General features: G+C 73.7%; 27 protein-coding genes. 14 read left to right on the forward strand and 13 right to left on the reverse strand.

Annotated features, from left to right (window positions below; translation table 11 throughout):
- Positions 1-23: 23 nt before the first annotated feature.
- The 3 genes from ACI6QG_RS13585 to ACI6QG_RS13595 all read right to left on the reverse strand — a co-directional run bounded on the left by ACI6QG_RS13585 (position 24) and on the right by ACI6QG_RS13595 (position 2,355).
- On the reverse strand, positions 24-461 hold the full coding sequence (locus ACI6QG_RS13585; RefSeq protein WP_407025109.1) for a hypothetical protein: 438 nt from the start codon (positions 459-461) through the stop codon (positions 24-26).
- 152 nt (positions 462-613) lie between these two features.
- Positions 614-1,570: a tripartite tricarboxylate transporter substrate binding protein gene (locus tag ACI6QG_RS13590; RefSeq protein WP_407025110.1), complete on the reverse strand. Its 957-nt coding sequence runs from the start codon at positions 1,568-1,570 to the stop codon at positions 614-616.
- Positions 1,567-2,355: a cyclase family protein gene (locus ACI6QG_RS13595; protein ID WP_407025111.1), complete on the reverse strand. Its 789-nt coding sequence runs from the start codon at positions 2,353-2,355 to the stop codon at positions 1,567-1,569. Before ACI6QG_RS13595 ends, ACI6QG_RS13590 begins: the two co-directional genes overlap by 4 nt.
- 102 nt (positions 2,356-2,457) lie before the next feature.
- Between ACI6QG_RS13595 and ACI6QG_RS13600 the strand changes: the two genes are divergently transcribed.
- The 10 genes from ACI6QG_RS13600 (at position 2,458) to ACI6QG_RS13645 (ending at position 14,546) form a co-directional block, all read left to right on the forward strand.
- Positions 2,458-3,930 carry an NAD-dependent succinate-semialdehyde dehydrogenase gene (locus ACI6QG_RS13600; RefSeq protein ID WP_407025112.1) on the forward strand — a complete coding sequence of 491 codons (1,473 nt, stop codon included), beginning with the start codon at positions 2,458-2,460 and terminating at the stop codon, positions 3,928-3,930.
- A gap of 4 nt (positions 3,931-3,934) precedes the next feature.
- Positions 3,935-4,321, forward strand: a complete 387-nt coding sequence (locus ACI6QG_RS13605) for a VOC family protein (RefSeq protein ID WP_407025113.1) — start codon at positions 3,935-3,937, stop codon at positions 4,319-4,321.
- Between the two features lie 73 nt (positions 4,322-4,394).
- Positions 4,395-5,792 (forward strand): glutathione-disulfide reductase, encoded by a 1,398-nt coding sequence (gene gorA / locus ACI6QG_RS13610; protein ID WP_407025114.1) that lies wholly within the window; start codon positions 4,395-4,397, stop codon positions 5,790-5,792.
- A 515-nt stretch (positions 5,793-6,307) separates the two neighbouring features.
- Positions 6,308-7,648: a class II 3-deoxy-7-phosphoheptulonate synthase gene (locus ACI6QG_RS13615; RefSeq protein WP_407025115.1), complete on the forward strand. Its 1,341-nt coding sequence runs from the start codon at positions 6,308-6,310 to the stop codon at positions 7,646-7,648.
- Entirely contained in the window at positions 7,645-8,766 is a 1,122-nt protein-coding gene (locus tag ACI6QG_RS13620; protein WP_407025116.1) for a beta/alpha barrel domain-containing protein, read from the forward strand. The genes ACI6QG_RS13615 and ACI6QG_RS13620 overlap by 4 nt, the downstream gene beginning before the upstream one ends.
- Positions 8,767-8,798: 32 nt before the next feature.
- Positions 8,799-10,457 (forward strand): NAD+ synthase, encoded by a 1,659-nt coding sequence (locus tag ACI6QG_RS13625; RefSeq protein ID WP_407025117.1) that lies wholly within the window; start codon positions 8,799-8,801, stop codon positions 10,455-10,457.
- The gene (locus ACI6QG_RS13630) at positions 10,454-10,804 is read left to right on the forward strand and encodes a hypothetical protein (RefSeq protein WP_407025118.1); all 351 of its coding nucleotides are present in this window, start codon (positions 10,454-10,456) and stop codon (positions 10,802-10,804) included. Before ACI6QG_RS13625 ends, ACI6QG_RS13630 begins: the two co-directional genes overlap by 4 nt.
- Positions 10,801-12,123 (forward strand): glutamate--tRNA ligase, encoded by a 1,323-nt coding sequence (gene gltX, locus ACI6QG_RS13635; RefSeq protein WP_407025119.1) that lies wholly within the window; start codon positions 10,801-10,803, stop codon positions 12,121-12,123. Before ACI6QG_RS13630 ends, gltX begins: the two co-directional genes overlap by 4 nt.
- A gap of 31 nt (positions 12,124-12,154) precedes the next feature.
- Complete coding sequence (gene cysS, locus ACI6QG_RS13640; RefSeq protein WP_407025120.1) at positions 12,155-13,567, forward strand: cysteine--tRNA ligase; 1,413 nt, start codon at positions 12,155-12,157, stop codon at positions 13,565-13,567.
- Between the two features lie 178 nt (positions 13,568-13,745).
- Positions 13,746-14,546: an RNA methyltransferase gene (locus tag ACI6QG_RS13645; RefSeq protein ID WP_407025121.1), complete on the forward strand. Its 801-nt coding sequence runs from the start codon at positions 13,746-13,748 to the stop codon at positions 14,544-14,546.
- Between the two features lie 12 nt (positions 14,547-14,558).
- On the opposite strand, the gene ACI6QG_RS13650 is transcribed toward ACI6QG_RS13645, so the two are convergent.
- The gene (locus tag ACI6QG_RS13650; protein WP_407025122.1) at positions 14,559-15,467 is read right to left on the reverse strand and encodes a LysR family transcriptional regulator; all 909 of its coding nucleotides are present in this window, start codon (positions 15,465-15,467) and stop codon (positions 14,559-14,561) included.
- A gap of 93 nt (positions 15,468-15,560) precedes the next feature.
- Here ACI6QG_RS13650 and ACI6QG_RS13655 point away from each other — a divergent pair, with 93 nt between their 5' ends.
- Positions 15,561-15,977 carry a DoxX family protein gene (locus ACI6QG_RS13655; RefSeq protein ID WP_407025123.1) on the forward strand — a complete coding sequence of 139 codons (417 nt, stop codon included), beginning with the start codon at positions 15,561-15,563 and terminating at the stop codon, positions 15,975-15,977.
- A gap of 7 nt (positions 15,978-15,984) precedes the next feature.
- Here the strand turns inward: ACI6QG_RS13655 and ACI6QG_RS13660 are convergent, their stop codons facing one another.
- The gene (locus ACI6QG_RS13660; RefSeq protein ID WP_407025124.1) at positions 15,985-17,442 is read right to left on the reverse strand and encodes an NAD(P)-binding domain-containing protein; all 1,458 of its coding nucleotides are present in this window, start codon (positions 17,440-17,442) and stop codon (positions 15,985-15,987) included.
- 114 nt (positions 17,443-17,556) lie between these two features.
- Between ACI6QG_RS13660 and ACI6QG_RS13665 the strand changes: the two genes are divergently transcribed.
- Positions 17,557-18,540 (forward strand): Bug family tripartite tricarboxylate transporter substrate binding protein, encoded by a 984-nt coding sequence (locus ACI6QG_RS13665; RefSeq protein WP_407025125.1) that lies wholly within the window; start codon positions 17,557-17,559, stop codon positions 18,538-18,540.
- Here the strand turns inward: ACI6QG_RS13665 and aat are convergent.
- From aat to aroQ, 4 genes are all read right to left on the reverse strand, one after another.
- The gene (gene aat, locus ACI6QG_RS13670) at positions 18,527-19,192 is read right to left on the reverse strand and encodes a leucyl/phenylalanyl-tRNA--protein transferase (protein ID WP_407025126.1); all 666 of its coding nucleotides are present in this window, start codon (positions 19,190-19,192) and stop codon (positions 18,527-18,529) included. The two genes, ACI6QG_RS13665 and aat, sit on opposite strands and share 14 nt — an antisense overlap.
- Before the next feature lie 186 nt (positions 19,193-19,378).
- Positions 19,379-20,728, reverse strand: coding sequence for an acetyl-CoA carboxylase biotin carboxylase subunit (gene accC, locus ACI6QG_RS13675; RefSeq protein ID WP_407025127.1), 1,350 nt, complete (start codon positions 20,726-20,728; stop codon positions 19,379-19,381).
- Complete coding sequence (gene accB / locus ACI6QG_RS13680) at positions 20,725-21,225, reverse strand: acetyl-CoA carboxylase biotin carboxyl carrier protein (RefSeq protein WP_407025128.1); 501 nt, start codon at positions 21,223-21,225, stop codon at positions 20,725-20,727. Before accB ends, accC begins: the two co-directional genes overlap by 4 nt.
- Positions 21,226-21,227: 2 nt before the next feature.
- The gene (gene aroQ, locus ACI6QG_RS13685) at positions 21,228-21,683 is read right to left on the reverse strand and encodes a type II 3-dehydroquinate dehydratase (protein WP_407025129.1); all 456 of its coding nucleotides are present in this window, start codon (positions 21,681-21,683) and stop codon (positions 21,228-21,230) included.
- Between the two features lie 105 nt (positions 21,684-21,788).
- Between aroQ and thiS the strand changes: the two genes are divergently transcribed.
- Positions 21,789-22,007 (forward strand): sulfur carrier protein ThiS, encoded by a 219-nt coding sequence (gene thiS / locus ACI6QG_RS19760; protein ID WP_491630736.1) that lies wholly within the window; start codon positions 21,789-21,791, stop codon positions 22,005-22,007.
- Entirely contained in the window at positions 22,007-22,783 is a 777-nt protein-coding gene (locus ACI6QG_RS13690) for a thiazole synthase (RefSeq protein WP_491630737.1), read from the forward strand. The genes thiS and ACI6QG_RS13690 overlap by 1 nt, the downstream gene beginning before the upstream one ends.
- Before the next feature lie 68 nt (positions 22,784-22,851).
- Here the strand turns inward: ACI6QG_RS13690 and ACI6QG_RS13695 are convergent, their stop codons facing one another.
- The 4 genes from ACI6QG_RS13695 to ACI6QG_RS13710 form a co-directional block, all read right to left on the reverse strand.
- Positions 22,852-23,031, reverse strand: coding sequence for a hypothetical protein (locus ACI6QG_RS13695; RefSeq protein WP_407025130.1), 180 nt, complete (start codon positions 23,029-23,031; stop codon positions 22,852-22,854).
- A 59-nt stretch (positions 23,032-23,090) separates the two neighbouring features.
- Positions 23,091-24,029, reverse strand: coding sequence for a peptidoglycan-binding protein (locus tag ACI6QG_RS13700; protein ID WP_407025131.1), 939 nt, complete (start codon positions 24,027-24,029; stop codon positions 23,091-23,093).
- Entirely contained in the window at positions 24,026-24,595 is a 570-nt protein-coding gene (locus tag ACI6QG_RS13705) for a hypothetical protein (protein ID WP_407025132.1), read from the reverse strand. Before ACI6QG_RS13705 ends, ACI6QG_RS13700 begins: the two co-directional genes overlap by 4 nt.
- The coding region (locus ACI6QG_RS13710; RefSeq protein WP_407025133.1) for a hypothetical protein at positions 24,592-25,201 on the reverse strand (610 nt) is incomplete at its 5' end. The genes ACI6QG_RS13710 and ACI6QG_RS13705, both read right to left, overlap by 4 nt.

Raw genomic sequence — 25,201 nt, forward strand, 5'->3', positions numbered from 1 at the left:
CGCATCCGGCTTCAAGGGCGCTGTCATCGCCGCAGCGAGGACGAGATGGCACTGCGCACCCGGTTGACCGCATCGCGCGCACCGGACTCGACATACAGGCGCCAGACCGGCAGCAACGGGTGGCGCAGCGGGGAGCGGAGCAGCCGGTCCTTCACGCGACGCCCGATGGTGTCGGGCCGTCCGCCAGGCAGGAGATGCGGCGCCGACGCGTTCTGCCTTCCGGCCCCGGTGCGCGCCTGCGCCAGGGACGCCAGCCGGCGTGCCCGCTGCGGCGGTGACAGCCCTGCATCGCCGTGGATCTGCGTCAGGAGCTCCAGCTCCCGCATCTGCTGCATCTGCCGCAGCCGCAGAGCGGCGAGTTCCCGGTGCAGTTCGGCTGTCTCTGCTTGGGCATCCGCCAGCGCGCGGTGCAACTCGTCCGGGGTGAGCGCGTCTGCCGCGGACGGCCTGGACTCATTCATGAGGGCAATCCATGTCCCGTCTCGGCCAGTGGTAGGCCGGGCGGTCCCTGTGCCATTCGGGTAATCGGGTGGCAAGGCCAGCCCGGCGCGGCCCTCCCCTGCGTCCCGCCAAGGGCGGTCGCTGGCAGCGGGGTTCCCCGCCAGGGACGGCGCTACTCCGGCCGCACCCCCAGCTGCGGCAGGATGGTGCCGAAGGCCGCGTATTCGTCGGCCACCATCCGCGTGAACTCGGCGCGGCTGCGGAAGCCGGCCACCACGTTCAGTCGCGCCGCCACCTCGCGGAAGGCCGGCGTTTCCATGCTGTCCCGGCAGGCGCGCTCCAGCACGGACAGCGCCGCCTCAGGCGTGTCGCGCGGCGCGTACATCCCCACGAAGGAAAGCTGCACCGCATCCAGCCCCTGCTCGCGCGCCGTGGGCACCTCGGGGTAGTCCGGGTGGCGGCGGTCGCTGAACACGCCCACCAGCCGCATCCGGCCCGAGGCGATCTGGCCGCTCGCGCTCGCCACCACCACGGCGGCGAAATCCAGCCGCCCAGCCAGCACCTCGGTCATGGAGGGCGGGTCGCCGCGGAAGGGCACGTGCTCGAACTGGCCGCCCGCCGCGCGCTGCATCCGCCACACGCCCAGGAAGGGCAGGGAATTGGGGCCGGGCGAGCCATAGCCCAGCGAGCGCTCCTTCGCCGCCGCCACGATGTCTCCCAAATTGCGCCATGGGCTGTCGGCGCGCACCACCACGCCCAGGATGTTCTCGGCGATGCCGCAGACCGGGGCGAAGCTGTCGGGCCCGATGCCGAGGTTGCGGACCATGTGCGGCTGCACCGCCACCGGCGTCATCGGCGTGATTCCCAGTGTCAGCCCATCCGGCGCGGCATTCGCCACGCTGCGCATACCCACCGTGCCCGAGGCGCCGTCGCGGTTCACCACCGTGACCGGCTGGCCCAGCGCGCGGGTGAAGTGCTCGCCCATCGCGCGCGAATAGCCATCCGCCGCGCTGCCGGGGGCATAGGGCAGCACGATCGTGAAGGGCCGCTCGGGCCGCCACTCTCCCCCCTGGGCCTGCGCCGCCGCCGGCAGCGCCAGCAGCAGCAGGGCGAGGACCGCGCGCCTCACTGGTCCAGGATCGCCACGGCGCGGCACCAGCCGGCGGAGCCGCGATGCACCTTCACCGGGAAGCAGGCCACGGTGAAGCCGGTGGCGGGCAGCGCCTCCAGGTTGCTCAGCTTCTCCATGTGGCAATAGGCGATGTCGCGCCCCACCCGGTGCCCCTCCCAGATCAGGGAGGCATCGCCCGTCTCCTTCACGCGCCTCGCGGTGTGGGAGAAGGGCGCATCCCAGGACCAGCCATCGGTGCCCACCACGCGGATGCCGCGCTCCACCAGGTACAGCGTCGCCTCGCGCCCCATGCCGCAGCCGCTGTCGAGGAAATCCTCCTCGCCGTAGCGCGAACCGGCGCGGGTGTTCACCAGCACGATCTCCATCGGGCTCAGCCTGTGGCCGATGCGGGCGAGTTCTGCCTCCACCTCGGCGGCCGTCACCACGTGGCCATCCGGCAGGTGTCGGAAATCCAGCTTCACGCCGGGGTTGAAGCACCACTCCAGCGGCACCTCGTCGATGCGCCAGGAGGGCTCGCCGCCCGGCACCGTGCGCTCGTTCATGCGCGAGAAGTAGTGGTAGGGCGCGTCCAGGTGGGTGCCGTTGTGGGTGGACAGCGTGACGCGCTCCACCGCCGCGTATTCGCCCTCCGGCAGCGCGGAAACCGGCACTCCCATCTGCTGCGCCATCAGCGCGGCGGTCTGGTGGTGGTCCACGTATTCGATGGTGGGGAGCATGTGCGGCGGGTCGCTGCGGATGCCCGCGGTGAGCGCCACCGAGATGTCCACGATGCGCCGTGCCATGTCCGTTCCCTCCTGGTCCTTGCGGGCAGTCTGCCCCTGCGCATGCGGCGCTGACAATCCGCCGCCGGGCGCCTATCTTGCCCGCAACGGAGGAGAACACCCATGCTCGACACCATGGCCAAGCTGCCGCTGAAGGACCCCGACCTGCTGCGGCAGGCCAATTGCATCGGCGGCGAATGGGTGCAGGCCGACAGCGGCAAGCGCATCGCCGTCCGCAATCCCGCGACCGGCGAGGTGGTGGGCGAGGTCCCCGCCATGGGCAAGGCGGAAACCGCCCGCGCCATCGCCGCCGCCCAGGCCGCGCTGCCGGCGTGGCGCAAGATGCTGGCGAAGGAGCGCGCCGCCATCCTGCGCCGCCTGCACGACCTGATGCACCAGCATGCCGACGACCTGGCGGCGATCATGACCGCCGAGCAGGGCAAGCCGCTGGCCGAGGCGAAGGGCGAGGTCGCCTACGCCGCCAGCTTCCTCGAATGGTTCGCCGAGGAAGGCAAGCGCGTCTATGGCGACGTCATCCCCACCCACGCGCAAGGCCGCCGCGTGCTGGTGATGAAGGAGCCGATCGGCGTCTTCGCCGCCATCACGCCCTGGAACTTCCCCGCCGCGATGATCACCCGCAAGGCCGGGCCGGGCTGGGCGGCGGGCTGCACCGGCGTCATCCGTCCCGCCAGCCAGACGCCGTTCTCCGCCCTGGCGCTGGCCGTGCTGGCCGAGCGCGCGGGCATGCCGCCGGGCGTGTGCAACGTCATCACCGGCCCCTCGGGCGAGACGGGGGGCGAGCTGACCTCCAACCCCGCCGTGCGCAAGCTCTCCTTCACCGGCTCCACCGAGGTCGGGCGCATCCTGCTGGCGCAGTGTGCGCCCACCATCAAGAAGACCTCCATGGAACTCGGCGGCAACGCGCCCTTCCTGGTCTTCGACGACGCGGACCTCGATGCGGCGGTGCAGGGCGTGATGGCGTCCAAGTACCGCAACACCGGGCAGACCTGCGTCTGCGCCAACCGCATCCTGGTGCAGGAGGGCGTGTACGACGCCTTCGCCGCCAGGCTGAAGGACGCGGTGGCGAAGCTGAAGGTCGGCAACGGCATGGAGGAGGGCGTCACCCAGGGCCCGCTGATCAACGCCGACGCCGTGGCGAAGGTGGAGGAGCACATCGCCGACGCCACCGGCCGCGGCGCGCAGGTGATCGCCGGCGGCCAGCGCCACGACAAGGGCGGCAACTTCTTCCAGCCCACCATCCTGGCCAACGTGCCGAAGGAGGCGCTGATCTTCCGCGAGGAGACCTTCGGCCCCGTCGCCCCGCTGTTCCGCTTCTCCACCGAGGAGGAGGGCGTGGCGATGGCCAATGACAGCGAGTTCGGCCTCGCCGCCTATTTCTACGCCCGCGACGTGGGCCGCATCTTCCGCGTCGCCGAGGCGCTGGAGGCCGGCATCATCGGCATCAACGAGGGCATCATCTCCACCGAGGTCGCGCCTTTCGGCGGCGTGAAGCAGTCCGGCCTGGGCCGCGAGGGCAGCAAGTACGGCATCGAGGACTACCTGGAGATCAAGTACCTGGCGCTGGGCGGCATCTGAGCCGGTGCGCCTGGCCTGGGTGATCCGCTACGTGGCCGACGCCCAGGCCAGCGCCGCCTTCTACCAGGGCGCCTTCGGGCTGGCGGTGCGCTTCGACGCCGGGCCGGATTTCGTGGCGCTGGAGACCGGCGCCACCTGCCTGGCCTTCGCGCGCGATGGCTTCGTGGCGGGGCAGGGCCTGCCGGTCGGCGGGGCCGCGCCGCCCTGGTCGCACGAGGTGGCGCTGGAGGTGGACGACCTGCCCGCCGCCCATGCCCGCGCCCTGGCGGCCGGCGCCGTCGAGGTCTCGGCGCCGGTCGGGAAACCCTGGGGCCAGCATGTCTCCTACCTGCGTGACGCGGATGGCGCGCTGGTGGAACTCTGCACCGCACTCCCCATGTCGGAGGGATGATGAGCACCTACGACCATGACCTGTTCGTGATCGCCACCGGCCCGCTTGCAGGCCGGACGGGAGGCCGCCGCCGATGACGGCTCACGATTACGACCTCTTCGTCATTGGCGGCGGCAGCGGCGGCGTGCGCTGCGCGCGCATCGCCGCAGGCCACGGCGCCCGCGTGGCGGTGGCGGAGGAGCGCTTCTGGGGCGGCACCTGCGTCAACGTGGGCTGCGTGCCGAAGAAGATCATGGTCAACGCCGCCGAATACGGCCAGTGGATCGAGGACGCCGCCGCCTTCGGCTGGCAGGTGAGCAAGGGCGCGCATGACTGGTCCGTGCTGAAGGCGGCCCGCGACGCCGAGGTGGCGCGGCTCTCGGGCATCTATGGCCGCATGCTGCAAGGGGCGGGCGTCACCACCTTCGACGCCCGCGCGACCTTTTTGGACGCGCACACCCTGGATGTCGGCGGGCAGCGCGTCACTGCCGGACGCATCGTCATCGCCACCGGCGGCCGCGCCACGAGGCCCGACATCCCGGGCGCCGAGCTCGGGCTGATGTCCGACGACCTGTTCACGCTGGAGGCCCTGCCGAAGCGCGTGGCCGTGGTCGGCGCCGGCTACATAGGGCTGGAATTCGCCTGCCTGCTGCGCGGCCTGGGCGCGGAGGTGGAGGTGATCTTCCGCGGCGACCTGCCCCTGCGCGGCTTCGACCGCGACCTGCGCGCCGATGTCATGGAGGCGATGACGGCGCAGGGCATCACCATGACCGCCGGCACCAAGCCCACCCGCATCAGCGAGATGGAGGACTGCAAGCTGGTCACGCTGTCCACCGACTACACGCGGGAGGTGGATGCGGTGTTCTTCTGCACCGGCCGCATCCCCAACGTGCAGGGCCTGGGGCTGGAGGCCGCCGGCATCGCGCTGGACCAGCGCGGCGCCATCCCGGTGGACGAGGACCACGCCACCGGCGCGAAGCATATCTTCGCCATCGGCGACGTGACGGACCGGCTGAACCTGACGCCCATGGCCACCGCGGTCGGCCACGCGCTGGCGGACACGCTGTTCGGCAACAACCCGCGCAAGGCCTCCTACGACAACGTGCCCACCGCGGTCTTCACCTCGCCGCCCATCGGCACGGTGGGGCTGACGGAGGAGCAGGCGGCGGCCAGCGGCCCGGTGGACGTGTACGTCACGCGCTTCACGCCGATGCGCCACACCATCAGCAAGCGCGAGGGCCGCAAGACCCTGATGAAGCTGCTGGTGGACCAGGCGAGCCAGCGCGTGGTGGGCGCCCACATGCTGGGCGAGGACGCGGCGGAGATCATGCAGGGCATCGGCATCGCGGTGGCGATGGGCGCGACCAAGGCGGATTTCGACCGCACCATCGGCATCCACCCCACCGCGGCGGAGGAGTTCGTGACGCTGCGCACCCGCACCCGGGTGGCGGGCGTCCCCGAGGCGCCGGCCCACGGCTACGCGGCGGAATAGGCGCGCCCGCATGGTCGAGGCCTGTGTGATGATGGCAGTCACCGGCCTGCGCTTAATCGGCGGACTTGGATAGACGTATGGTCCGATGGCTCCTTATGGCGACTATGGTGGCCGCGGCACCGGCACCGGCGCAAAGCGTGTTCGACCGAAGCGCTGCGTTTCGCGCCGAGCAAGAAGAGCATCGGGCGCGTGGGGAAGCCGCGCAAAGGCCGGACAGTCGCCAACAATCGGCGTGGCAAAGCTACGAGCGATGTGTGCGGGATGCTGCCAGGAGTGGATCGTCAGAGATGCACGCTGTCTGTCGGCGCGTTCTCGAGCGCAAACTGACCGCCGCCCGCGCAAACGCTGAACAGTAATGTCTCCGTATGGCCTGCGTCAGAGGGGGCATGGCGGCCCCCGAGCCCCGCGCCGCCGGCATAGGCAAGGGGCCGGGCCCGGTCTATCCTGCCGCCCCTTTGCAGAGTGAGGACGCCCACACCATGGCGCGCGGCTGGAGCCCATCCTCCTGGCGGAACATGCCGATCCGCCAGGTGCCCGAATACCCCGACCAGGCGGCGCTGGCCGCCATGGAGGGCAAGGTCGCGCGCTTTCCCCCGCTGGTCTTCGCCGGCGAGTGCGAGCGCCTGAAGGCCGGGCTGGCCGATGCCGCCGCCGGCCGCGCCTTCGTGCTGCAGGGCGGCGACTGCGCCGAAAGCTTCGCCGACTTCAACACCAACGCCATCCGCGACACCTTCAAGGTGCTGCTGCAGATGGCCGTGGTGCTGACCTTCGGCGCCGGCACCCCGGTGGTGAAGCTGGGCCGCATGGCCGGGCAGTTCGCCAAGCCGCGTTCGTCCGACAGCGAGACGGTGGATGGCGTCACGCTGCCCTCCTACCGCGGCGACATCATCAACGGCGCCGCCTTCACGCCGGAAGCACGCAACCCCGACCCCCAGCGGATGGAGTTCGCCTACCTGCAATCGGCCTCCACGCTGAACCTGCTGCGCGCCTTCGCCACCGGCGGCTTCGCCGACCTGCACCAGGTGCACCGCTGGAACCTGGAATTCGTCAACCGCTCGCCGCTGGCCGATCAGTATGAGGGGCTGGCCCGCCGCATCGACGAGACGCTGGGCTTCATGGCCGCCTGCGGCATGAACAGCGACAATGCGCCGCAGATCCGCGAGACCGCCTTCTACACCTCCCACGAATCCCTGCTGCTGCCCTATGAGGAAGCGCTGACGCGCGAGAGCAGCACGCACCACCGCACCTATGCGTGCTCCGCGCACTTCCTGTGGATCGGCGACCGCACGCGCCAGGCGGATGGCGCGCATGTGGAGTTCCTGCGTGGCGTGGCCAACCCGATCGGCATGAAGGTCGGCCCCTCCATGGAGGCCGCCGACCTGCTGCGGCTGATCGAGATCCTCAACCCCGCCAACGAGCCAGGGCGGCTGACGCTGATCTCGCGCATGGGCGCGGCGAAGGTGGCCGAGAAGCTGGCGCCGCTCGTGCGCGCGGTGGAAGGCGCCGGCCGCAAGGTGGTGTGGCTCTGCGACCCCATGCACGGCAACACCACCACCCAGGCCGGCTACAAGACGCGCGACTTCACCGCCATCATGGACGAGGTGCGCGGCTTCTTCGACGTGCTGCGCGGCGAGGGCGCGACGCCCGGCGGCGTGCACGTGGAGATGACCGGCCGCAACGTCACCGAATGCACCGGCGGCGCGCATGGGCTGACGGCGGCCGATCTGGGCGAGAACTACGCCACCTTCTGCGACCCCCGCCTGAACGCCGAGCAGTCGCTGGAGCTGGCCTTCCTGATCGCCGAGGAGCTGAAGGCGCAGCGTCCCGTGCACGCCCTGGCGCGGGCGGCGCAATGACCGAGGCGGAGATCCGCGCGCGCACCGACAGCTACTTCAACCGCACGCGCGAGGTGGTGGAGAAGTTCGGCGATTGCCGCGTCACCTACGCCGTGTTCCTGCGCCGGCCGGTCATCTCCGCGCCGCGGCTGGCGCTGGACTTCCTGGCCGAGGTGTCGGCGGCACGCGGCACCCCCTTCGAGGTGGAGCTGAAGTATCCCGAGGGCGCATGGGTCGGCGCGGGCGACCCGATCTTCTACCTCTCCGGCCCGATGGCCGCCCTGTCGGACCTGGAGACGCTGTATCTCCAGCGCCTCGGCCCGCCCTGCGTGGCCGCGCACAACGCCTTCCAGATGTGCCTGGAGCTACCGCAGGCCTCCTTCCTGGCGATGGAGGCGCGCCACTGCGCCGGCCAGGAGATGCAGGAGATGATGGCCTATGCCGCCAGCGTCGGCTCGGCGGCGGCGCGCAAGGAAGGCGCCAAGGGCTTCATCGGCAACGCCAACGACGCCACGGCGCATTGGTTCGGCAACGAGGCCGGGCGCGGCACCATGCCGCACTCGCTGATCGGCTATGCCGGCTCCACCCTGCGCGCGGCGGAGATGTTCCACGACACCTTCCCCGGCCAGGACCTGACGGTGCTGGTGGACTACTTCGGGCAGGAGGTGACGGATGGGCTGGCGGTGTGCCGCCGCTTCCCCGACCTCGCCGCCGCGGGCCGGATGGCGCTGCGGCTGGACACCCATGGCGGCCGCTTCCTGGAAGGGCTGGACCCGGCGGAATCCTACGCGGTGCTGGAGCGCCACGTGCCCGGCGCCATCCGCCGCTACCGCTCGGAGACGGAGCTGCGCCACCTGGTCGGCACCGGCGTCTCCGCCGCCGCGATCTGGCGGCTGCGCGAGGCGCTGGACGAGGCCGGGTTCCCCAAGGTGCGCATCGTCGCCAGCAGCGGCTTCGGCGTGACCAAGTGCCGGGTGATGGCGGAGGCGAAGGCGCCGGTGGACGTGATCGGCACCGGCTCCTTCATCCCCAACACCTGGAGCGAGACCTACGCCACCGCCGACATCGTCGAGTATGACGGCGTGCCGCGGGTGAAGGTGGGGCGCGAGTTCCTGCTGCGGAAGAACGGCAAGCGTTGACCACCACGGGACCCGCCCCTACCTCGCCCGCCATGAGCTTGCGCATCGCCCTGGCCCAGATGAACCCCCATGTGGGCGAGGTGCGCGCCAATGCCGCGCGCATCCGCGCCCTGCGCGCCCAGGCGGCGGCGCTGGGCGCCGACCTGCTGGTGACGCCCGAATTCTCCATCGCCGGCTACCCGCCGGAGGATCTGGTGCTGAAGCCAGCCTTCCGCGACGCCTGCGCCGCCGAGATCGCGGCCCTGGCGGCCGAGACGGCGGATGGCGGGCCGGGCGTCATCCTCGGCGGGCCGTGGATGGAGGGGGGCAAGCTGTTCAACGCCGCCTTCCTGCTGGATGGCGGCGCCATCGTGGCCCGCCGCGCCAAGCACGAGCTGCCCAATTACGGCGTCTTCGACGACAAGCGCGTGTTCGACGCCGGCCCCGCCCCCGGCCCGGTGGTGTTCCGTGGCGTGCGCCTGGGCATGATGGTCTGCGAGGATTGGTGGTTCCCCGCCGTCTCCGAGACCTTGCAGGAAAGCGGCGCGGAAATCCTGCTCTCCATCAACGGCTCGCCCTTCGAGCTGGACAAGGGCGAGGCGCGGGTGGATTTGGCGGTGGCCCGCGTGGTGGAGACCGGGCTGCCCTTCGTCTTCCTCAACCAGGTCTGCGGCCAGGATGAGTTGGTCTTCGAGGGCGCGAGCTTCGTGCTGAACGCCGACCGCACCCTGGCCGTGAAGGCGCCCGCCTTCACCGAGGCGCTGGTGCTGACCGAATGGGGGCGCGGGCCGGAGGGCTGGCGCTGCGCCCCGCAGGAGCCGGCGCCGCCGCTGGGGCGCGAGGCGCAAATTTACGCCGCGATGATGCTGGGCCTGCGCGACTACGTGGCGAAGAACCGCTTTCCCGGCGTGGTGCTGGGGCTGTCGGGCGGCATCGATTCCGCGCTGTCCGCCGCCGTCGCCGCCGATGCGCTGGGCCCCGACCGCGTGCGCGCGGTGATGCTGCCCAGCCCCTACACCAGCGCCGAGAGCCTGGAGGACGCGGCCGCCTGCGCCCGCCTGCTGGGCATCCGCTACGAGAGCGTGCCCATCGGCCCGGCGATGGAGGCGTTCGCGGCGATGCTGGCGCCCGCCTTCGGCAACCGCCCGCCCGACATCACCGAGGAGAACATCCAGTCGCGCATCCGCGGCGTGACGCTGATGGCGATGAGCAACAAGTTCGGCGACATGCTGCTGACCACCGGCAACAAGAGCGAGATGAGCACCGGCTACGCCACCATCTACGGCGACATGTGCGGCGGCTATTCCGTGCTGAAGGACGTGTACAAGACCGACGTCTTCGCCGTCTGCCGCTGGCGCAACGCGCATCGCCCCGAGGGCGCGCTGGGCCCGGACGGCCCGGCGATGCCCGAGCGCGTCATCACCAAGCCGCCGTCGGCCGAACTCAAGCCCGACCAGAAGGACCAGGACACCCTGCCGCCCTACGACGTGCTGGACGCGCTGCTGCACGGGCTGGTGGAGGAGGAGCAGGGCGTGGACGCCATGGTGGCGCGCGGCTTCGAGCGCGACCTGGTGCTGCGGGTGTGGCGCATGCTGGACCGCGCGGAATACAAGCGCCGGCAGGCGCCGCCGGGCGTGAAGATCGGCCGCCGCGCCTTCGGCCGCGACCGCCGCTACCCCATCACCAACGGCTTCACCGGGTTGATCGCATGAGCATCGAGGTTCGCATCATGGACCTGTCCGGCGGCAATGGCGCCGAGCCGGTGGAGGTGGTGCGCGGCTTCGCCAACCTCGCGCATGCCAACCTGTTCGCCCGCCGCCGCGTCCGCGACAGCATGGAGTTCTGCCGCGCCCCGGGGATGAGCGCGGCGCAGGTGCGCGACGCCTGGTTCGCCTTCGGCGAGGACGCGGTGGTGGAGACGGCGGAGGACGGCGCCTGGAGCAGCGCCAGCGAGATCGCCGACTTCGCCGGCCGCCCCTGCGAGGAAGCCGAGCAGCGCGACTGGCGCGCGGTGGACCCGCGGCGGGATGAGGCAGATGGGGAGGAGGACGAGGCATGAAGCTCCGCTTCGCCCCCAGCCCCACCGGCCACCTGCATGTCGGCAATGCCCGCGTGGCGCTGGCCAATTGGCTGGTCGCGCGCCGGCAGGGCGGCCGCTTCGTGCTGCGGCTGGACGACACCGACACCGGGCGCTCGCGCGAGGAATTCGCCCAGGCGATCCAGGAGGACCTGCGCTGGCTCGGCCTGGATTGGGACGAGATGTTCCGCCAGAGCGACCGCCTCGCCCGCTACGCCGCCGCCGCCGAGGCGCTGAAGGCCTCGGGCCGCCTCTACCCCTGCCTGGAGACCGAGGAGGAGCTGAACTACAAGCGCGAGCTCGCCCGCAAGCAGGGCCGGCCGCCCCTGTATGACCGCGGCGCGCTGAAGATGACCGCCGAGCAGCTCGCCCGCGCCATGGAGAACGGCAAGCGGCCCTACTGGCGCTTCCGCCTCTCCGGCGGTTCCGTGGCGTGGGAGGACGCGGTGCTCGGCCCGCGCAGCGTCAAGCTGACGGCGATCAGCGACCCGGTGCTGGTGCGCGCCGACGGCTCGCCGCTCTACACCTTCACCTCTGTGGTGGACGACCTGGACACCGGCGTGACCCACGTGGTGCGCGGCGAGGACCACGTCACCAACACCGGCGTGCAGCTCGACATCTTCGCGGCGCTGGGCGGCGACCCGGCCAGGCTGCGCTTCGCCCACCTGCCGCTGCTGACCGACAGCGACGGCGGGCCGCTCTCCAAGCGCATCGGCTCGCTCTCGCTGCGGCAGCTGCGGCGCGACGGGGTGGAGGCCGCGGCCATCACCGGCTACCTGGCGGCGCTCGGCACCTCGCACGACCCGGTGCCCGGCGCGCCGCGCGAGCTGCTGGAAAGCTTCGACTTCGCGGCGATCAGCCATTCCTCGCCGCGCTTCGACCTGCGGCAGATGCTGGCGCTGAACAAGAAGCTGCTGCACGGCCTGCCCTTCGAGGCGGTGCGCCCGCACCTGCCCGAAGGCGCGACGCCCGAATTCTGGGAAGCGGTGCGCGGCAACCTGGACCTGCTGCCCGAGGCGAAGCACTGGCACGAGGTGGTGGCCGGCCGCATCGCCCCGCCGGAGCTTGAGGGCGAGGGCGACTTCCTGCGCGCCGCCCGCGCCTGCCTGCCGCCCGAGCCCTGGGACGGCACCACCTGGGCCGCCTGGACCGATGCCCTGAAGGCGCAGACCGGCCGCAAGGGCAAGGCGCTGTTCCTGCCGCTGCGCCTGGCCCTGACCGGCGAGGACCATGGCCCGGACCTCAAGGCGCTGCTGCCGCTGATGGGCCGCGCGCGGGTGCTGGAGCGCCTGCCGGGTTGACGCCGGGCCGGCGCCGCCCGATGCAGCGCCCATGCCCAGCCTGCACCTGCACAACAGCCTGACCCGCCAGCGCGAGAAATTCCGCCCGCTCGTCGAAGACCACGTGCGGATGTATGTCTGCGGCCCCACGGTCTATGACCTCGCGCACCTGGGCAATGCCCGGCCGGTGGTGGTGTTCGACGTGCTGGCCCGGCTGCTGCGGCGGCTGTATCCGCGCGTCACCTACGCCCGCAACATCACCGACGTGGACGACAAGATCAACGCGCGCGCGCTGGAATCCGGCGAGCCGATCGGCGCCATCACCGCCCGCACCACGGCGGATTTCCACCGCGACATGGCGGCGCTGAATTGCCTGCCGCCCGACGTCGAGCCGCGCGCCACCGCCCACATCCCCGAGATGATCGCGCTGTGCGAGCGCCTGATCGCCAAGGGCCACGCCTATGCCGCGGAGGGCCACGTGCTGTTCAGCACCGCGAGCTTCGCCGAATACGGCCGCCTCTCCGGCCGCTCGCCCGACGACCTCCTCGCCGGCGCCCGGGTGGACGTGGCGCCCTACAAGCGCGAGCCGGGCGACTTCGTGCTGTGGAAGCCCAGCGAGGACGGGCTGCCCGGCTGGGACAGCCCCTGGGGCCGCGGGCGCCCCGGCTGGCACATCGAGTGCTCGGCCATGGCGTGGAAGCACCTGGGCGAGACCTTCGACATCCATGGCGGCGGCCATGACCTGCTGTTCCCGCACCATGAGAACGAGGTCGCGCAGTCGCGCTGCGCCCATGGCACGCCGATGATGGCCCATACCTGGCTGCACAACGGCATGCTGCTGGTGGATGGCGAGAAGATGTCCAAGTCGCTGGGCAATTTCCGCACCGTGCAGGACGTGCTCTCGCATGGCGACTGGGCCGGCGAGGCCTTCCGCCTGCTGCTGCTCCGCACCCATTACCGCGGCGACCTGGACTATTCCGAAGCCGGGCTGCACGAGGCCAAGGCCGAGCTCGACGACCACTACGCCATGCTGTCCCGCGCGCCCGAGGCGGCGGCGCTGCCCGGCGCGGCGGACTGGGTGCTGGAGCCGCTGCTGGACGACCTCAACACTCCGCTCGCCCTGTCGCGCCTGCGCGACCTGCGCACGCTGGAGAACGCGGTGACGGTGGGCGGCAGCGCCGCCACCGTGCTGGCCCGCATGAACCGCACCGCCGAGCCGCTGCCCGGCGAGGCCGCCGCCGCCTTCCGCGAGGCCGCCGCGGTGCTGGGAATCTGCGCCGCCGATGCGGTGGCGTGGATGCAGGGCGGGCTGGACCCCGCGGTGGTGGAGGCCGCCATCGCCGCCCGGCTGGAGGCGCGCAAGGCCCGCGACTTCGCCCGCGCCGACGCCATCCGCGCCGCGCTGCTGGCCCAGGGCGTGGTGCTTGAGGACGGGCCCGGCGGCACGACGTGGAAGCGCGGATGAGCGCGCCGCACGGCCGCCCGAGCCCGCTCCTCTTGGCCGCGCCCGGCGCGGCCCGCCGCCCAACCGTTCTTCCGGCTCGGCGCACTCGCGGCGCGGCGCAAGCCAAGCGGCCGGATGGCCGCGCCCGGCGCCCGAGGGCACGAAGAAATCACTTCACCCCGCTGCGCGGGTTGAAGCGATGAGGGACGAGGACGGCGCCGTCGCGCTGGAACCGCCGCCGGGTGAATCCCCCATCGTGGTTTTGGTGCGCCCACAGCTGGCGGAGAACATCGGCGCCGCCGCCCGCGCCATGGCTAATGGCGGGCTGTTCCACCTGCGCCTGGTCGCCCCGCGCGAGGGCTGGCCCGGGCCCGGCCAGACCAACCGCGCCTGGGCCACCGCCTCCGGCGCCAGCCGCATCCTGGAGGCCGCGCAGGTCTTCGCCACGCTGGACGAGGCGGTGGCCGACTGCCAGCGCGTGCTGGGCACCTGCCCACGGCCGCGCCACGTCGTCATCCCGCTGCACACCGCCCGCGACGCGGCGCGGGAGCTGCGGGCGGCCGGGGCGCGCGGCCTGCGCCACGCCGTGCTGTTCGGGCCCGAGCGCGCCGGGCTGGAGGCGGAGGACCTGGCGCGCTGCGACGCCCTGGTGCGCTACCCGCTGAACCCCGGCTTCTCCTCGCTCAACCTGGCGCAGGCGGTGATGGTGATGGCCTACGAATGGTGGGTGGCCGCCGACGCCACGCCGCCCCGCCAGCTGCAGACCCACAAGACCCGCGTGGCCACCCGCGGCGAGCTGGAAGGGCTGATGGCCCACCTGCTGGCCGAGCTGGACGCCTGCGGCTTCCTGCGCAACGCCGCCAAGCGCCCCGGCATGGTGCGCAACCTGCGCCACTGCTTCACCCGCGGCGAGATCACCGAGCAGGAGGTGCGCACCCTGCACGGCGTGGTGGCCGAGCTCTCGCTGGGCCGGATGCGGCGCGGGAGGCCTGAGGGCTGACGCGGCCCGCCCTCAGGCCTCCCGCGCCTCCGCCAGGATCAGGCGGCGCAGCCAGGCATGGCCCTGGTCGGCCTCGAAGCGGCGGTGGAACACCAGCGACAGCCGCGTGTGCCGCACCTCCACCGGCGGGTCGCGCAGCAGCAGCCCGTGCGCCGCCGCCAGCGCCCCGGCGAGGCGGGCGGAAAGCGAGATCACCAGGTCGGTGCCCAGCAGGATGGCCGGCACGGCGGACAGGTGCGCCACCACCGCCCCCAGCCGGCGCTGGCGCCCCTCCTGCTCCAGCGCCCAGTCCATGGCGCCGTCGCGCGAGCCGTTGGGCGAGTGCAGCAGGTGCGGCACCGACAGGAAGCGCTCCAGCGTCAGCTCGCCTTCCGCCAGCGGGTGGCCGGGGCGCATCAGCGTCAGGAAGCCCTCGGGCAGCAGGCGGATGCGGGTGTAGAGCGCGGTGGGCTCGGGCAGCACGGCCACCGCCATCGCCGCCTCGCCGCGCTCCAGCAGGGCCTCGGCGTTGGTGCGGTCGGCGTGGCGGAAGGCCAGCAGGCAGCCCGGCGCCTCCGCGCCCAGCCGCGCCACCAGCCGCGGCGCCAGCACCGCCTCGGCGTATTCGCTGACGCCGACGGAGAAGACGCGCCGCGCGGTGGCGGGGTCGAAGGGGGCCTGGGCGGCCAGGGTCTCGGCCAGGCGGTCCAGCGCCTCGGCCACCGGGGCGGCCAGCGCCTGGGCGAAGGCGGTGGGCTCCACCCCGCCGGGGCGGCGCAGGAACAGCTCGTCGCCCAGCGCGGCGCGCAGCCGGGCCAGGGCGTTGCTCACCGCGGGCTGCGACAGGTGCAGCCGCTGCGCCGCGCGCGTCACGTGGCGCTCGCGCGCCACCGCGTCGAACACCCGCAGCAGGTTGAGGTCGAGCTGGGACAGGTCCGTCATTGCCGCCGGTGATGATGGCGGTTCCGTCCGGCGATTGGAAGCGCGGCGGCGGCGGGGGCAGCTTGGGGCCACCAACCAGAGGAGTTCTTTCCGATGACCCAAGACAACACGGCGCTCGGCGCCTTCCTGCTGCGCATCACCCTGGGCGGGGTGATGCTGGCGCACGGCCTGGTGCTGAAGCTGATGACCTTCGGCCTCGCCGGCACCATGGGCTTCTTCGGCTCGCTGGGCTTCCCGCCGGTGCTGGGCGCGGTGGTGGCCCTGGCCGAGACGGCGGCCGGCATCGCCCTCATCCTCGGCATCTGGGTGCGCCCGGTGTCGCTGCTGCTGCTGCCCATCCTGCTGGGCGCCACCTGGCAGCACCTGGGCCAGGGCTGGCTGTTCAGCGCGCCGGGCGGCGGCTGGGAGTTCCCGCTGGTGCTGGTGATGATGGCGCTGGCCCAGGCGGCGCTGGGCGCCGGCGCCTTCGCGCTGCGCCTGCCCGCCGCCGTGCGGCCGAAGGCGGCCTGAAGCCGCCTCAGCCCTTCTTCGGGCGCGGCACGAAGAAGGGCGTGGTTTCCAGTTCCGGCTCGTCGAAGGCTTCCAGCTCGGCGCGCATGGCCGGCAGCTCCTCGCGGAAGAAGCGGCCGACCAGGGCGGTGGCCAGGCGCTCCGCCGCCACCGCCACCCCGGGGATGTCGCTGGCGATGCCGCCGTGGCTGGCATGGGCGCCGTAGTTCAGCAGGTGGATGCGCCCGAGCTCCGGCGGCGCCTCCGGGCCGCGCGGCACCAGCTCGAAGGCCGGGCCCAGATAGGGGAACTCGGCCATCTCCGGCCGCTCCAGCCCCGGCGCGGGCTGGTGGCGGTGCTTCCACTTGGCGGCGTGCGGCGCGAAGGCCGCCAGCTCCGGCGCGTGGTCCAGGTCCACCCGGAAGCCGGTGCCGACGATGAGGTGGTCGGCCCGCACCTCGCGCGGGTCGGCGCCGCCCAGGGTCAGCACCACCTCCTCGCCCTCGCGCCGGGTCGCCAGGGTGGGGCTGCCCAGGTGGATGCGGAAGCCGGGCAGGCGCAGGGCGCGGTGCACCGTCTCGTGCGGGGGCGGGGCCTGGTGGTCGTGCATGTAGGCGATCAGCGCCCACTTCTGGGCGTCGTCCAGCTCGCCCCAGCCCCAGTGGAAGGCGGGGCCGGAGGAGCCGCGGCCCTTGTTGACCTGCGGCAGGGTGGCGCGGCGCACGAACATCTCGGCGCTGGCCGCCCCGCGCTCCAGCGCCGTGGCCGCGTTGTCCCAGGAGGAGGCGCCGCCGCCGATGACGGCCAGCCGCTTGCCGCGCAGCGCCGCGAAATCCACCGGCGCCGAGGCGTGGGACACCAGCGGGCCCAGCGCCGCGCGGTCCACCAGCCCCTCCGGCCAGGCCAGGCCGCCGGCGCCGGCGCGGCCGGTGGCCCAGACCACGCGGCGGGCCAGCAGGGCGGCGCCGTCCTCCAGCACTAGGCGCAGCAGCCCTTCCGCCGGCTCCAGCCGCGCCACCCGGGCGCGGTGGCGCACCGGCAGGGCCAGGGTGCGCGTCACCCAGCCCAGGTAGTCCTGCCAGACGGCGTTGGGGATCTTGTACAGCGCCTCCCACCCCGCCTCGCCGTGCAGCGCGGCGTAGTAGGCGCGGAAGGTGAGGGAAGGCAGGCCGAAGCACGGCCCCGGCAGCGTCTTGGGCGAGCGCAGCGTGTCCATGCGCGCCCAGGTGACCCAGGGGCCTTCCTGGCCCGGGGCGTTCTCGTCCAGCATCAGCACCTGGCCGATGCCCTTCAGCAGCAGGGAGCCGGTGGCGGCGATGCCGTTCATGCCCGCGCCCACCACCGCCACGTCCAGCACGCGCTGCCCGGCGCGCTCCATCGCCGGCACCCAGGGCCGGGGCGGCAGCATCAGCGCCTCCAGGTCGGCCGCCACCCGGGCTTCCAGGGCGGCCAGTCCGGGCGGGGAAATGCGGGTGGTCTGGTTCATCGCCGTCGGGTCCTGGATGCGGCAGGGAGGCTGCCCCACTTGCTGCGCCGCGGCAATTGCGCTGGCGCAAGCTTCCGGGGCAGCATGACGCCCAACGCCGCCCGAAGGAAGCCGATGCCCTTCCCCTCCCGCCGCCTCCTGCTGTCCCTGCTGGGCGCCGCGCCGGCCGCCGCCGCCGCGCAGGAGCTGCCGCCCGGCTGGCCGGAGCGGCCGATGCGCCTGGTGGTGCCCGCCGCCGGCGGCGCCGGCACCGCCGACACCATCGCCCGCCTGCTGGCCAGCGAGCTGGACAAGCGCCTGCCCCAGCGCACCCTGGTGGAGAACCGGCCCGGCGCCAACGGCAATGTCGGCGCCAGCGCGGTGGCGCGCGCCCCGGCGGACGGGCATTCCTGGCTGTTCTCCTGGTCCGGCACGCTGGCCACCAGCCCGGCGCTGTACCGCGACCCCGGCTTCGACCCGCGGCGCGACTTCGAGCCGGTGATCCTGCTGGGCAACGTGCCCAACATCCTGGTGGTGAACAACGCCCTGGGCGTGCGCACCCTGGAGGAGCTGACGGCGCGGTTGCGGCGGGAGCCGGGGGCGCTGAGCTTCGGCACCTCGGGCAACGGCTCCTCCATGCACCTGGCGGCGGAACTCTACCGCCAGCGCACCGGGGTGGAGATGGTGCACGTGCCCTACGCGGGCATCCAGCAGGGCTTCACCGACCTGTTCACCGGCCGCATCCAGCTGATGTTCAACCTGGTCACCGGCGCGGCGCCGCAGGTGCGCGGAGGGCAGGTGACGCCCATCGCCATCCTGTCCGACCGCCGCTCCCCCGTGCTGCCGGAGGTGCCGACCACGGCGGAGATGGGCATGCCGGGGCTGGAGTTCGGCTCCTGGTTCGGCATCCTGGCGCCGCGCGGCACCCCCGCCCCGGTGCGCGCGGCGATGAACCGGCTGGTGAACGAGGTCCTGCAGCAGCCCGAGAGCCGGCAGCGGCTGGAAGGCCAGGGGCTGGACATCATGGGCGGCCCGCCCGAGCGCCTGGGGGCGCTGCTGGAGGAGGACCTGCGCCGCCACGCCGAGTTGGTGCGCTTCGCCGGCATCAGGCTGGAGTAGGGCGCAGGGCGGCGGCCTCGGCCAGCACCGCCTCCTCCGGCCAGGGCCCGAAGGCGGCGGGCAGGTCCACCGCCGCGGCCAGCCGCGCCTTGTAGGCGGCGCGCGGGATCTCCAGCGTGCCGAACTGCGCCAGGTGGTCGGTGGTGAACTGCGAATCCAGCAGCGCGAAGCCGCCCAGCCGCAGCCGCGCCACCAGGTGCACCAGCGCCACCTTGGAGGCGTCGGTGGCGCGGGAGAACATGCTCTCGCCGAAGAACACCCCGCCGATGGCGACGCCGTAGAGGCCGCCGACCAGCTCCCCCTCCTGCCAGCACTCCACCGAATGGGCGTGGCCGCCGGCGTGCAGCGCGGTGAACAGCGCCGCGATCTCCGCGTTGATCCAGGAATCGAAGGAGCCGCGGCGCGGCGCGGCGCACAGCGCCAGCACGCGGGCGAAGCCCTGGTCGGCGGTGACGCGGAAGCGGCGCTGGCGCACGGTGCGGGCCAGCCGGCGCGGCAGGTGGAAGCCGCCATCCAGCGGGATGATGCCGCGCATCTCCGGGTCCAGCCAGTACAGCGTGGTGCTGTCCCGGCTCTCCGCCATGGGGAACAGGCCCAGGCGGTAGGCCCGCAGCATCATCTCCGGCGTGATCTCGACGCGGCGGCGGCTCATGCGGCCGCCGCCGGAGGGCCGCCCGCCGCGGCGATGCAGGGCTTCATCCCGCCAAGCTAGGGCGCGCCCGGCCGCCGCGCCAGGGCGGCGGGCCCTGGATCATGTTCCGCAAACGCGGACCATGACCCAGCCTTTGCTAAGAGGACGATTCACCGCCTTGATGATTCCATCAAGGCGGATCGTGCTCTACCGGCTGACGAAGCGCTCCAGCCAGTGGATGGTGTAGTCGCCGGCCTGGAACTCCGGGTCGGCCATGATGCGCCGGTGCAGCGGGATGGTGGTGCGGATGCCGTCCACCACCATCTCGTCCAGGGCGCGGCGGGCGCGGGCGATGGCCTGGGCGCGGGTGGGCGCGTGCACCACCAGCTTGGCCACCAGGCTGTCGTAGTGCGGCGGCACCGCGTAGCCGGAGTACAGCGCGCTGTCCACGCGCACCCCCAGCCCGCCGGGGGCGTGGAAGGTTGTGACCCGCCCGGGCGAGGGCGCGAAGCTCTCGGGGTCCTCGGCGGTGATGCGGCACTCGATGGCGTGGCCCTGGAAGCGCACCTCCTCCTGCCCGTAGCCCAGCGGCTCCCCGGCGGCGATGCGGATCTGCTCGCGCACCAGGTCCACGCCGCAGACCATCTCCGTCACCGGGTGCTCCACCTGCAGGCGGGTGTTCATCTCGATGAAGGCGAACTGGCCGTCCTGCCACAGGAACTCCAGCGTGCCGGCGTTGCGGTAGCCCAGGCCCTTCAGGGCGGTGGTCACCTGCGCGCCCAGGGCGTCGCGCTCCGCGGCCGACAGCACGGGCGAGCCCGCCTCCTCCACCAGCTTCTGGTGGCGGCGCTGGAGCGAGCAGTCGCGCTCGCCGAAATGCACCACGTTGCCGTGGGTGTCGGCCAGCACCTGCAGCTCGATGTGGCGGGGGCGGTCCAGGTACTTCTCCAGGTAGACCGCGTCGTCGCCGAAGGCGGCCTTGGCCTCGGTGCGGGCGACGCGCCAGGCCTCCTCCAGCTCCTCCTCCGAGCGCGCGACCTTCATGCCGCGCCCGCCGCCGCCGGCCGCGGCCTTGATCAGCACGGGGTACTTCACCTGGGCGGCGACCTCGCGCGCCTCCTCCAGGCTTTCCAGCGCGCCCAGGCTGCCGGGCACCAGCGGCACGCCCAGGCGGCGCATGGCGTCCTTGGCGGCGATCTTGTCGCCCATCATGCGGATGTGCTCCGCCGTCGGGCCGATGAACACCAGCCCGTGCGCCTCCACCATCTCGGCGAAGCGGGCGTTCTCGCTCAGGAAGCCGTAGCCGGGGTGGATGGCCTCCGCCCCCGTGATGGTCGCGGCGGACAGGATGGCCGCGACGTTGAGGTAGCTCTCGCGCGCCGGGGCGGGGCCGATGCACACGCTCTCGTCGGCCAGGCGCACGTGCATGGCCGAGGCGTCGGCGGTGGAGTGCACCGCCACGGTGCGGATGCCCATCTCCTGGCAGGCGCGCAGCACGCGCAGGGCGATCTCGCCGCGGTTGGCGACCAGGACCTTGCTGAAGGGGCGGCTGCTCACTCCACCACCACCAGCGGCTCGCCGTACTCCACCGGGGCGCCGGCCTCCACCAGGATGCGCGTCACGGTGCCGGCCCTGGGCGCCTTGATCTGGTTGAAGGTCTTCATCGCCTCGATCAGCAGCAGGGTCTGGCCGGCCGCGACCCGGGCGCCGACGGTCACGAAGGGCGCGGCCCCCGGCTCGGGCGCCAGGTAGGCGACGCCCACCATGGGCGAGGTGACGAGGCCCGGGTGGCTCGCCTCCACCTCCGGCGCGGCCGGGGCGGCGGCGGGCGCGGCGGCCGGCGCGGCCATGGCGGGGGCCGGCTGCGGCATCATGGCCGGGGCGGCCATGGCGGGGGCGGCGAAGTACTGCGCCGGGGCCGGGGCGGGGATCACCCGGGCCACGCGGATGCGCGCGTCCTTCTCCGCCACCTCGATCTCGGTCAGGTCCGTGTCGCGGAGGATCTCCGCCAGCTTGCGGATGGCTTCCGCGTCCACCGTCACGCCGTTGCTCATGGTCAGTCGTCCTGCTCCTCGTCCCCGCCCAGCATGCCGGCCATGGCGCGCAGCGCGAGCGCGTAGCCGCCGATGCCCAGCCCGCAGATCACGCCGGTGGCGATGCGGGAGACGTAGCTGTGGTGCCGGAATTCCTCCCGGCGATGGATGTTGGTGATGTGCACCTCGACCACCGGCAGCCCCACGGCCGCCAGCGCGTCCAGGATGGCGACCGAGGTGTGCGAGTAGGCGGCCGGGTTGATGACGATGCCCGCCGCCCGCCCCCGGCACTCCTGGATCCAGGAGACCAGCTCGCCCTCGATGTTGCTCTGCCGGAAGTCGATGGCCAGCCCCAGCTCCTCCGCCGTCTCGGCGCAGAGCGTCTCCAGGTCGTCCAGCGTCGCGGCGCCGTACTTCTCCGGCTCGCGCGTGCCGAGCATGTTGAGGTTGGGACCGTTCAGGACGGCGACGAGCTGCATGGGGTCTGTCCGGGGAATCCCCGCGCGGTAGCACCGCCGGGGCGGGGGGGCAAGCTGCGCCGCCCGCCCTTGCCCGCTCGCCGCGCGCGGTCCACATCCTCCCCCATGCAACAGGCCACCGCCATCCGGCTGCGCGTGAACGGGGAGGGGCGGGAGCTGCCCGCCGGCACCACCGTCGCCGCCCTGCTGGAGCGCATCGGCCTCGCCGCCCGCAAGGTGGCGGTGGAGCGCAACGAGGAGATCGTGCCCCGCAGCCTGTACGCCGCCACCGTGCTGGCGGAGGGCGACGCGGTGGAGATCGTCCACTTCATCGGGGGCGGCTGATGGACGACGACAGCTGGGAAGTCGCGGGGCGGCGCTTCCGCTCGCGGCTGGTGGTGGGCACCGGGCGCTACAAGTCGCTGGAGGAGACGCGCGACAGCATCGCCGCGAGCGGCGCCGAGATGGTGACGGTGGCGGTGCGCCGCGTGAACCTGAGCGACCCCGCCGCGCCCATGCTGCAGGACTTCGTGGACCCCGGCCGCTACACCTACCTGCCCAACACCGCGGGCTGCCACACGGCGAAGGACGCCGTGCGCACCCTGCGCCTGGCGCGCGAGGCCGGCGGCTGGAACCTGGTGAAGCTGGAGGTGCTGGGCCCGCCCCCCTTTCTGTACCCCGACATGGCCGCCACCTTCGAGGCCGCCCAGGCGCTGCTGGCGGACAATTTCGAGGTGATGGTCTACTGCGCCGACGACCCGGTGGCGGCGAAGCGGCTGGAGGAGATGGGCTGCGTCGCCATCATGCCGCTGGGCGCGCCCATCGGCTCGGGCATGGGGGTGGTGAACCCCTACATGATCCGCGCCATCAAGCAGAACGCCAGGGTGCCCGTGCTGGTGGACGCCGGCATCGGCACCGCCTCCGACGCCGCCCTGGCGATGGAGCTGGGCTGCGACGCCGTGCTGCTGAACAGCGCCATCGCCCATGCGCGCGACCCGGTGCGCATGGCGGAGGCGATGCGGCACGCCGTCATCGCCGGCCGCGCCGCCTTCCTGGCCGGGCGCATGGGCCGCGACTACCGCGCCGACGCCTCCAGCCCGATGGCCGGCCGCATCGGCTGACGCCGCGGCCAAGGCCCCGCGGCGCGGGCCGGGGAGAGCATCCGGCCGCGCCGCGGGGGAACACCCGCTCAGCCGGGGGCAGTCAGGGGGGGGACCGGCCGGGCGGGACGCATCCGCGCCAGCAGCAGGCGCGCAAGGATGAGCGTGGCGCCCGCCACCGCCGGCGCCGCCGCGGGGGCGGCGGGCCGGGCGCCCAGCCGCAGCGCCTGGGCGATGCGGGCGGAGCGGAAGGGCAGGGCGTTGCTCATGCCCCGCAGCTTGCGCCCCGCCCCATGGCGGCGGATGCGGCGCCATCATGACAAGCGCGTCACAGCAGCCCGGCGAAGCAGGGCGTCTCCGCCGCCGGCTTCTGGTCGCCCAGCACCGCCAGCGCGTCGCCCAGGAAGGCGCAGAAGCTGTCGGCGTGCCAGGCGCCGGAACCGCGCCGCGTCTGCACCAGCCCCCAGGGGTCGGTCGCGTCGCGCGAGGGGCGCAGCGAGCCGGCATTGTAGGCGATGGCCACCAGCGGCGGGTCGTAGCCGGTGGGCAGCCGGGCTCGGATGGCCTGGCCGCGGATATAGGCCGCCCCCGCCATGGCCGAGGTGCGCGGGTCCAGCAGCGCCGCGCGGTCCAGCCCCGGCTCGCCCAGCGCCTCCCGCGCGGTGGAGATCAGCGTCTGCATCAGGCCGGGCGAGACGCGGTGCGGCGTCTCGCGGTCGCCCAGGAAGCCCGGCTCCTCGCGCACCGCCCCGGCGCGTCCGCCGGATTCGGTGCAGGCGGTGGCCAGCAGCAGCTCCACCGGCACGGCGTAGCGCTGGGCGGCGGCCTCCAGCGCCGCGCGGTGCTGCGCCCAGCACAGGGCGGCGGTGCGCGGCTGCCCCGGCGAGCGGCGCGGCGCCGCCTCGCCTTCCAGCAGCACGCCGCCCGCCGCCAGCCGCCAGCGGTGCCGGCCCGCCCCGGCCGGCGGCCCGTGCGGCACCAGCAGCGCGCCCAGGAAGGGGCGCAGCGCCTCCGTCCAGGGGGCGGCGCGGCGCAGGGCGGGGCCGCGCAGCAGCCGTTCCCACAGCAGGGCGCCCAGGGTGCCGTCCTCCGCCAGCCCCTCGCGGCGCTGCAGGGCCAGCACGGCGGCGCGGGTGGCGGGGCCGAACACGCCGTCGGCCTCGCCGGCCAGCACCCCGGCGCGAATCAGCGCCTGCTGGGCGGCGCGCACGTCCTCGCCGCGCTGCAGGGGCAGGGTGAAGGACAGGGGGCGGTCCAGCGCGATCATCGGGGGTCTCCTTCGCAGTCCAGGGCGATGCGCCGCGCCAGGTCGGCGGCCTCGCGCAGCGGGGCCAGCGGCAGGGCGGCGCGGGCGATGGCGCAGCGCTCGGCCGGCGGGGCGGGGGGGCGGGCCAGCGCCAGGGCGGCGCGGGCCATCAGCAGCGGCTCCCCGGCCTCGCGCGCCGCCAGCGCGGCGCGCTGCGTGGCGGCGCGGTGGCCGGACAAATCGCCCAGGCACAGCGCCGCCTGCGCCTCGCCGGCCGCCAGGCGTGGGTCGGGGCGCAGGGCGCGGGCGGCGGCGTAGCCCGCGGCGGCGCAGTCCAGGTGGTCGGACCGGGGCGGGCAGGCGGCGCCGGGGGCGCGGGCGGCCATGGCCAGCGCCATGCAGGCCTCGGCGCGGCGGGCGTGCAGGCGGAAGCAGGCCGGGTGGCCGGGCGGGCAGCGCGGGGCCTCCGCCGCGATGGCGGCGTCGGTGGCGGATTCCCAGCGCGCCAGCTGCGCCAGCGGCGGGTCCAGCACCGCCGCCACCGGGGCGCAGCCCCCCAGCAGCAGCGCCAGGGCCGCGCCCCTCACGGCCGCACCCCGGCCAGCAGCGGGGCGGGGTCCAGCCGGGCCTCGCGCAGCTCGCCCAGCAGCAAGGCCAGGGCCTGCATGGCGGCCTCGGCCTCCGGCGCGCCGCGGCCGGGCAAGGCGGGGGCCAGGCCGCGCGCCGCCAGGTCGCGCTCCACCTCGCCGTCCAGCAGGGCGCGGCGGAACTGCACCAGCGCCTCCGCCGCCTCGGCGGGCGAGGCGAAGCCGGGCCAGCGCGTCCACAGCCGCTCGGCCGCGTCCTCGCGCAGGCAGTCGTCCAGCAGGCGGGCCAGGGCGCCGGGCGCGGCCAGCTGCGGGGCGACGACGCGGCGCAGCAGCGGCGCCTCCGCCAGCCGCAGCTCGGCCGAGGCCGGGGTGATGGCGCCCGGCTCGAACAGGCGGGGGTCGTGCGGGGCGTCCAGCAGGCGGGCGCGGAAGCGGCGCCAGGCCTCGGCGCCCAGCATCCAGCCGGCGGAAAGCAGGGCGGCCACCGCGGCCACCGGCCCGCCGGCGGCGGCGGGCAGGAGGGGGGCGGCGGCGCGCACCAGCGCCGGCAGCGGGCCGGCGGCGCCTTCCAGCGCGGCGGCGGCGGCGTCCAGCTCGGCCGGG

This window comes from Sabulicella flocculans, assembly GCF_045449635.1.
In the GTDB taxonomy this organism is placed as follows: Bacteria; Pseudomonadota; Alphaproteobacteria; order Acetobacterales; family Acetobacteraceae; genus Roseococcus.

What these genes read in the sequence shown, in the direction of transcription:
- ACI6QG_RS13585 (WP_407025109.1), bottom strand. Translation starts at nt 461, where the DNA reads ATGAATGAGTCCAGGCCGTCCGCGGCAGACGCGCTCACCCCGGACGAG.
- ACI6QG_RS13595 (WP_407025111.1), bottom strand. Translation starts at nt 2,355, where the DNA reads ATGGCACGGCGCATCGTGGACATCTCGGTGGCGCTCACCGCGGGCATC.
- ACI6QG_RS13600 (WP_407025112.1), top strand. Translation starts at nt 2,458, where the DNA reads ATGCTCGACACCATGGCCAAGCTGCCGCTGAAGGACCCCGACCTGCTG.
- gorA (WP_407025114.1), top strand. Translation starts at nt 4,395, where the DNA reads ATGACGGCTCACGATTACGACCTCTTCGTCATTGGCGGCGGCAGCGGC.
- ACI6QG_RS13615 (WP_407025115.1), top strand. Translation starts at nt 6,308, where the DNA reads ATGCCGATCCGCCAGGTGCCCGAATACCCCGACCAGGCGGCGCTGGCC.
- ACI6QG_RS13620 (WP_407025116.1), top strand. Translation starts at nt 7,645, where the DNA reads ATGACCGAGGCGGAGATCCGCGCGCGCACCGACAGCTACTTCAACCGC.
- ACI6QG_RS13625 (WP_407025117.1), top strand. Translation starts at nt 8,799, where the DNA reads ATGAGCTTGCGCATCGCCCTGGCCCAGATGAACCCCCATGTGGGCGAG.
- ACI6QG_RS13630 (WP_407025118.1), top strand. Translation starts at nt 10,454, where the DNA reads ATGAGCATCGAGGTTCGCATCATGGACCTGTCCGGCGGCAATGGCGCC.
- gltX (WP_407025119.1), top strand. Translation starts at nt 10,801, where the DNA reads ATGAAGCTCCGCTTCGCCCCCAGCCCCACCGGCCACCTGCATGTCGGC.
- cysS (WP_407025120.1), top strand. Translation starts at nt 12,155, where the DNA reads ATGCCCAGCCTGCACCTGCACAACAGCCTGACCCGCCAGCGCGAGAAA.
- ACI6QG_RS13645 (WP_407025121.1), top strand. Translation starts at nt 13,746, where the DNA reads ATGAGGGACGAGGACGGCGCCGTCGCGCTGGAACCGCCGCCGGGTGAA.
- ACI6QG_RS13650 (WP_407025122.1), bottom strand. Translation starts at nt 15,467, where the DNA reads ATGACGGACCTGTCCCAGCTCGACCTCAACCTGCTGCGGGTGTTCGAC.
- ACI6QG_RS13655 (WP_407025123.1), top strand. Translation starts at nt 15,561, where the DNA reads ATGACCCAAGACAACACGGCGCTCGGCGCCTTCCTGCTGCGCATCACC.
- ACI6QG_RS13660 (WP_407025124.1), bottom strand. Translation starts at nt 17,442, where the DNA reads ATGAACCAGACCACCCGCATTTCCCCGCCCGGACTGGCCGCCCTGGAA.
- ACI6QG_RS13665 (WP_407025125.1), top strand. Translation starts at nt 17,557, where the DNA reads ATGCCCTTCCCCTCCCGCCGCCTCCTGCTGTCCCTGCTGGGCGCCGCG.
- aat (WP_407025126.1), bottom strand. Translation starts at nt 19,192, where the DNA reads ATGAGCCGCCGCCGCGTCGAGATCACGCCGGAGATGATGCTGCGGGCC.
- accB (WP_407025128.1), bottom strand. Translation starts at nt 21,225, where the DNA reads ATGAGCAACGGCGTGACGGTGGACGCGGAAGCCATCCGCAAGCTGGCG.
- aroQ (WP_407025129.1), bottom strand. Translation starts at nt 21,683, where the DNA reads ATGCAGCTCGTCGCCGTCCTGAACGGTCCCAACCTCAACATGCTCGGC.
- thiS (WP_491630736.1), top strand. Translation starts at nt 21,789, where the DNA reads ATGCAACAGGCCACCGCCATCCGGCTGCGCGTGAACGGGGAGGGGCGG.
- ACI6QG_RS13690 (WP_491630737.1), top strand. Translation starts at nt 22,007, where the DNA reads ATGGACGACGACAGCTGGGAAGTCGCGGGGCGGCGCTTCCGCTCGCGG.
- ACI6QG_RS13695 (WP_407025130.1), bottom strand. Translation starts at nt 23,031, where the DNA reads ATGAGCAACGCCCTGCCCTTCCGCTCCGCCCGCATCGCCCAGGCGCTG.
- ACI6QG_RS13700 (WP_407025131.1), bottom strand. Translation starts at nt 24,029, where the DNA reads ATGATCGCGCTGGACCGCCCCCTGTCCTTCACCCTGCCCCTGCAGCGC.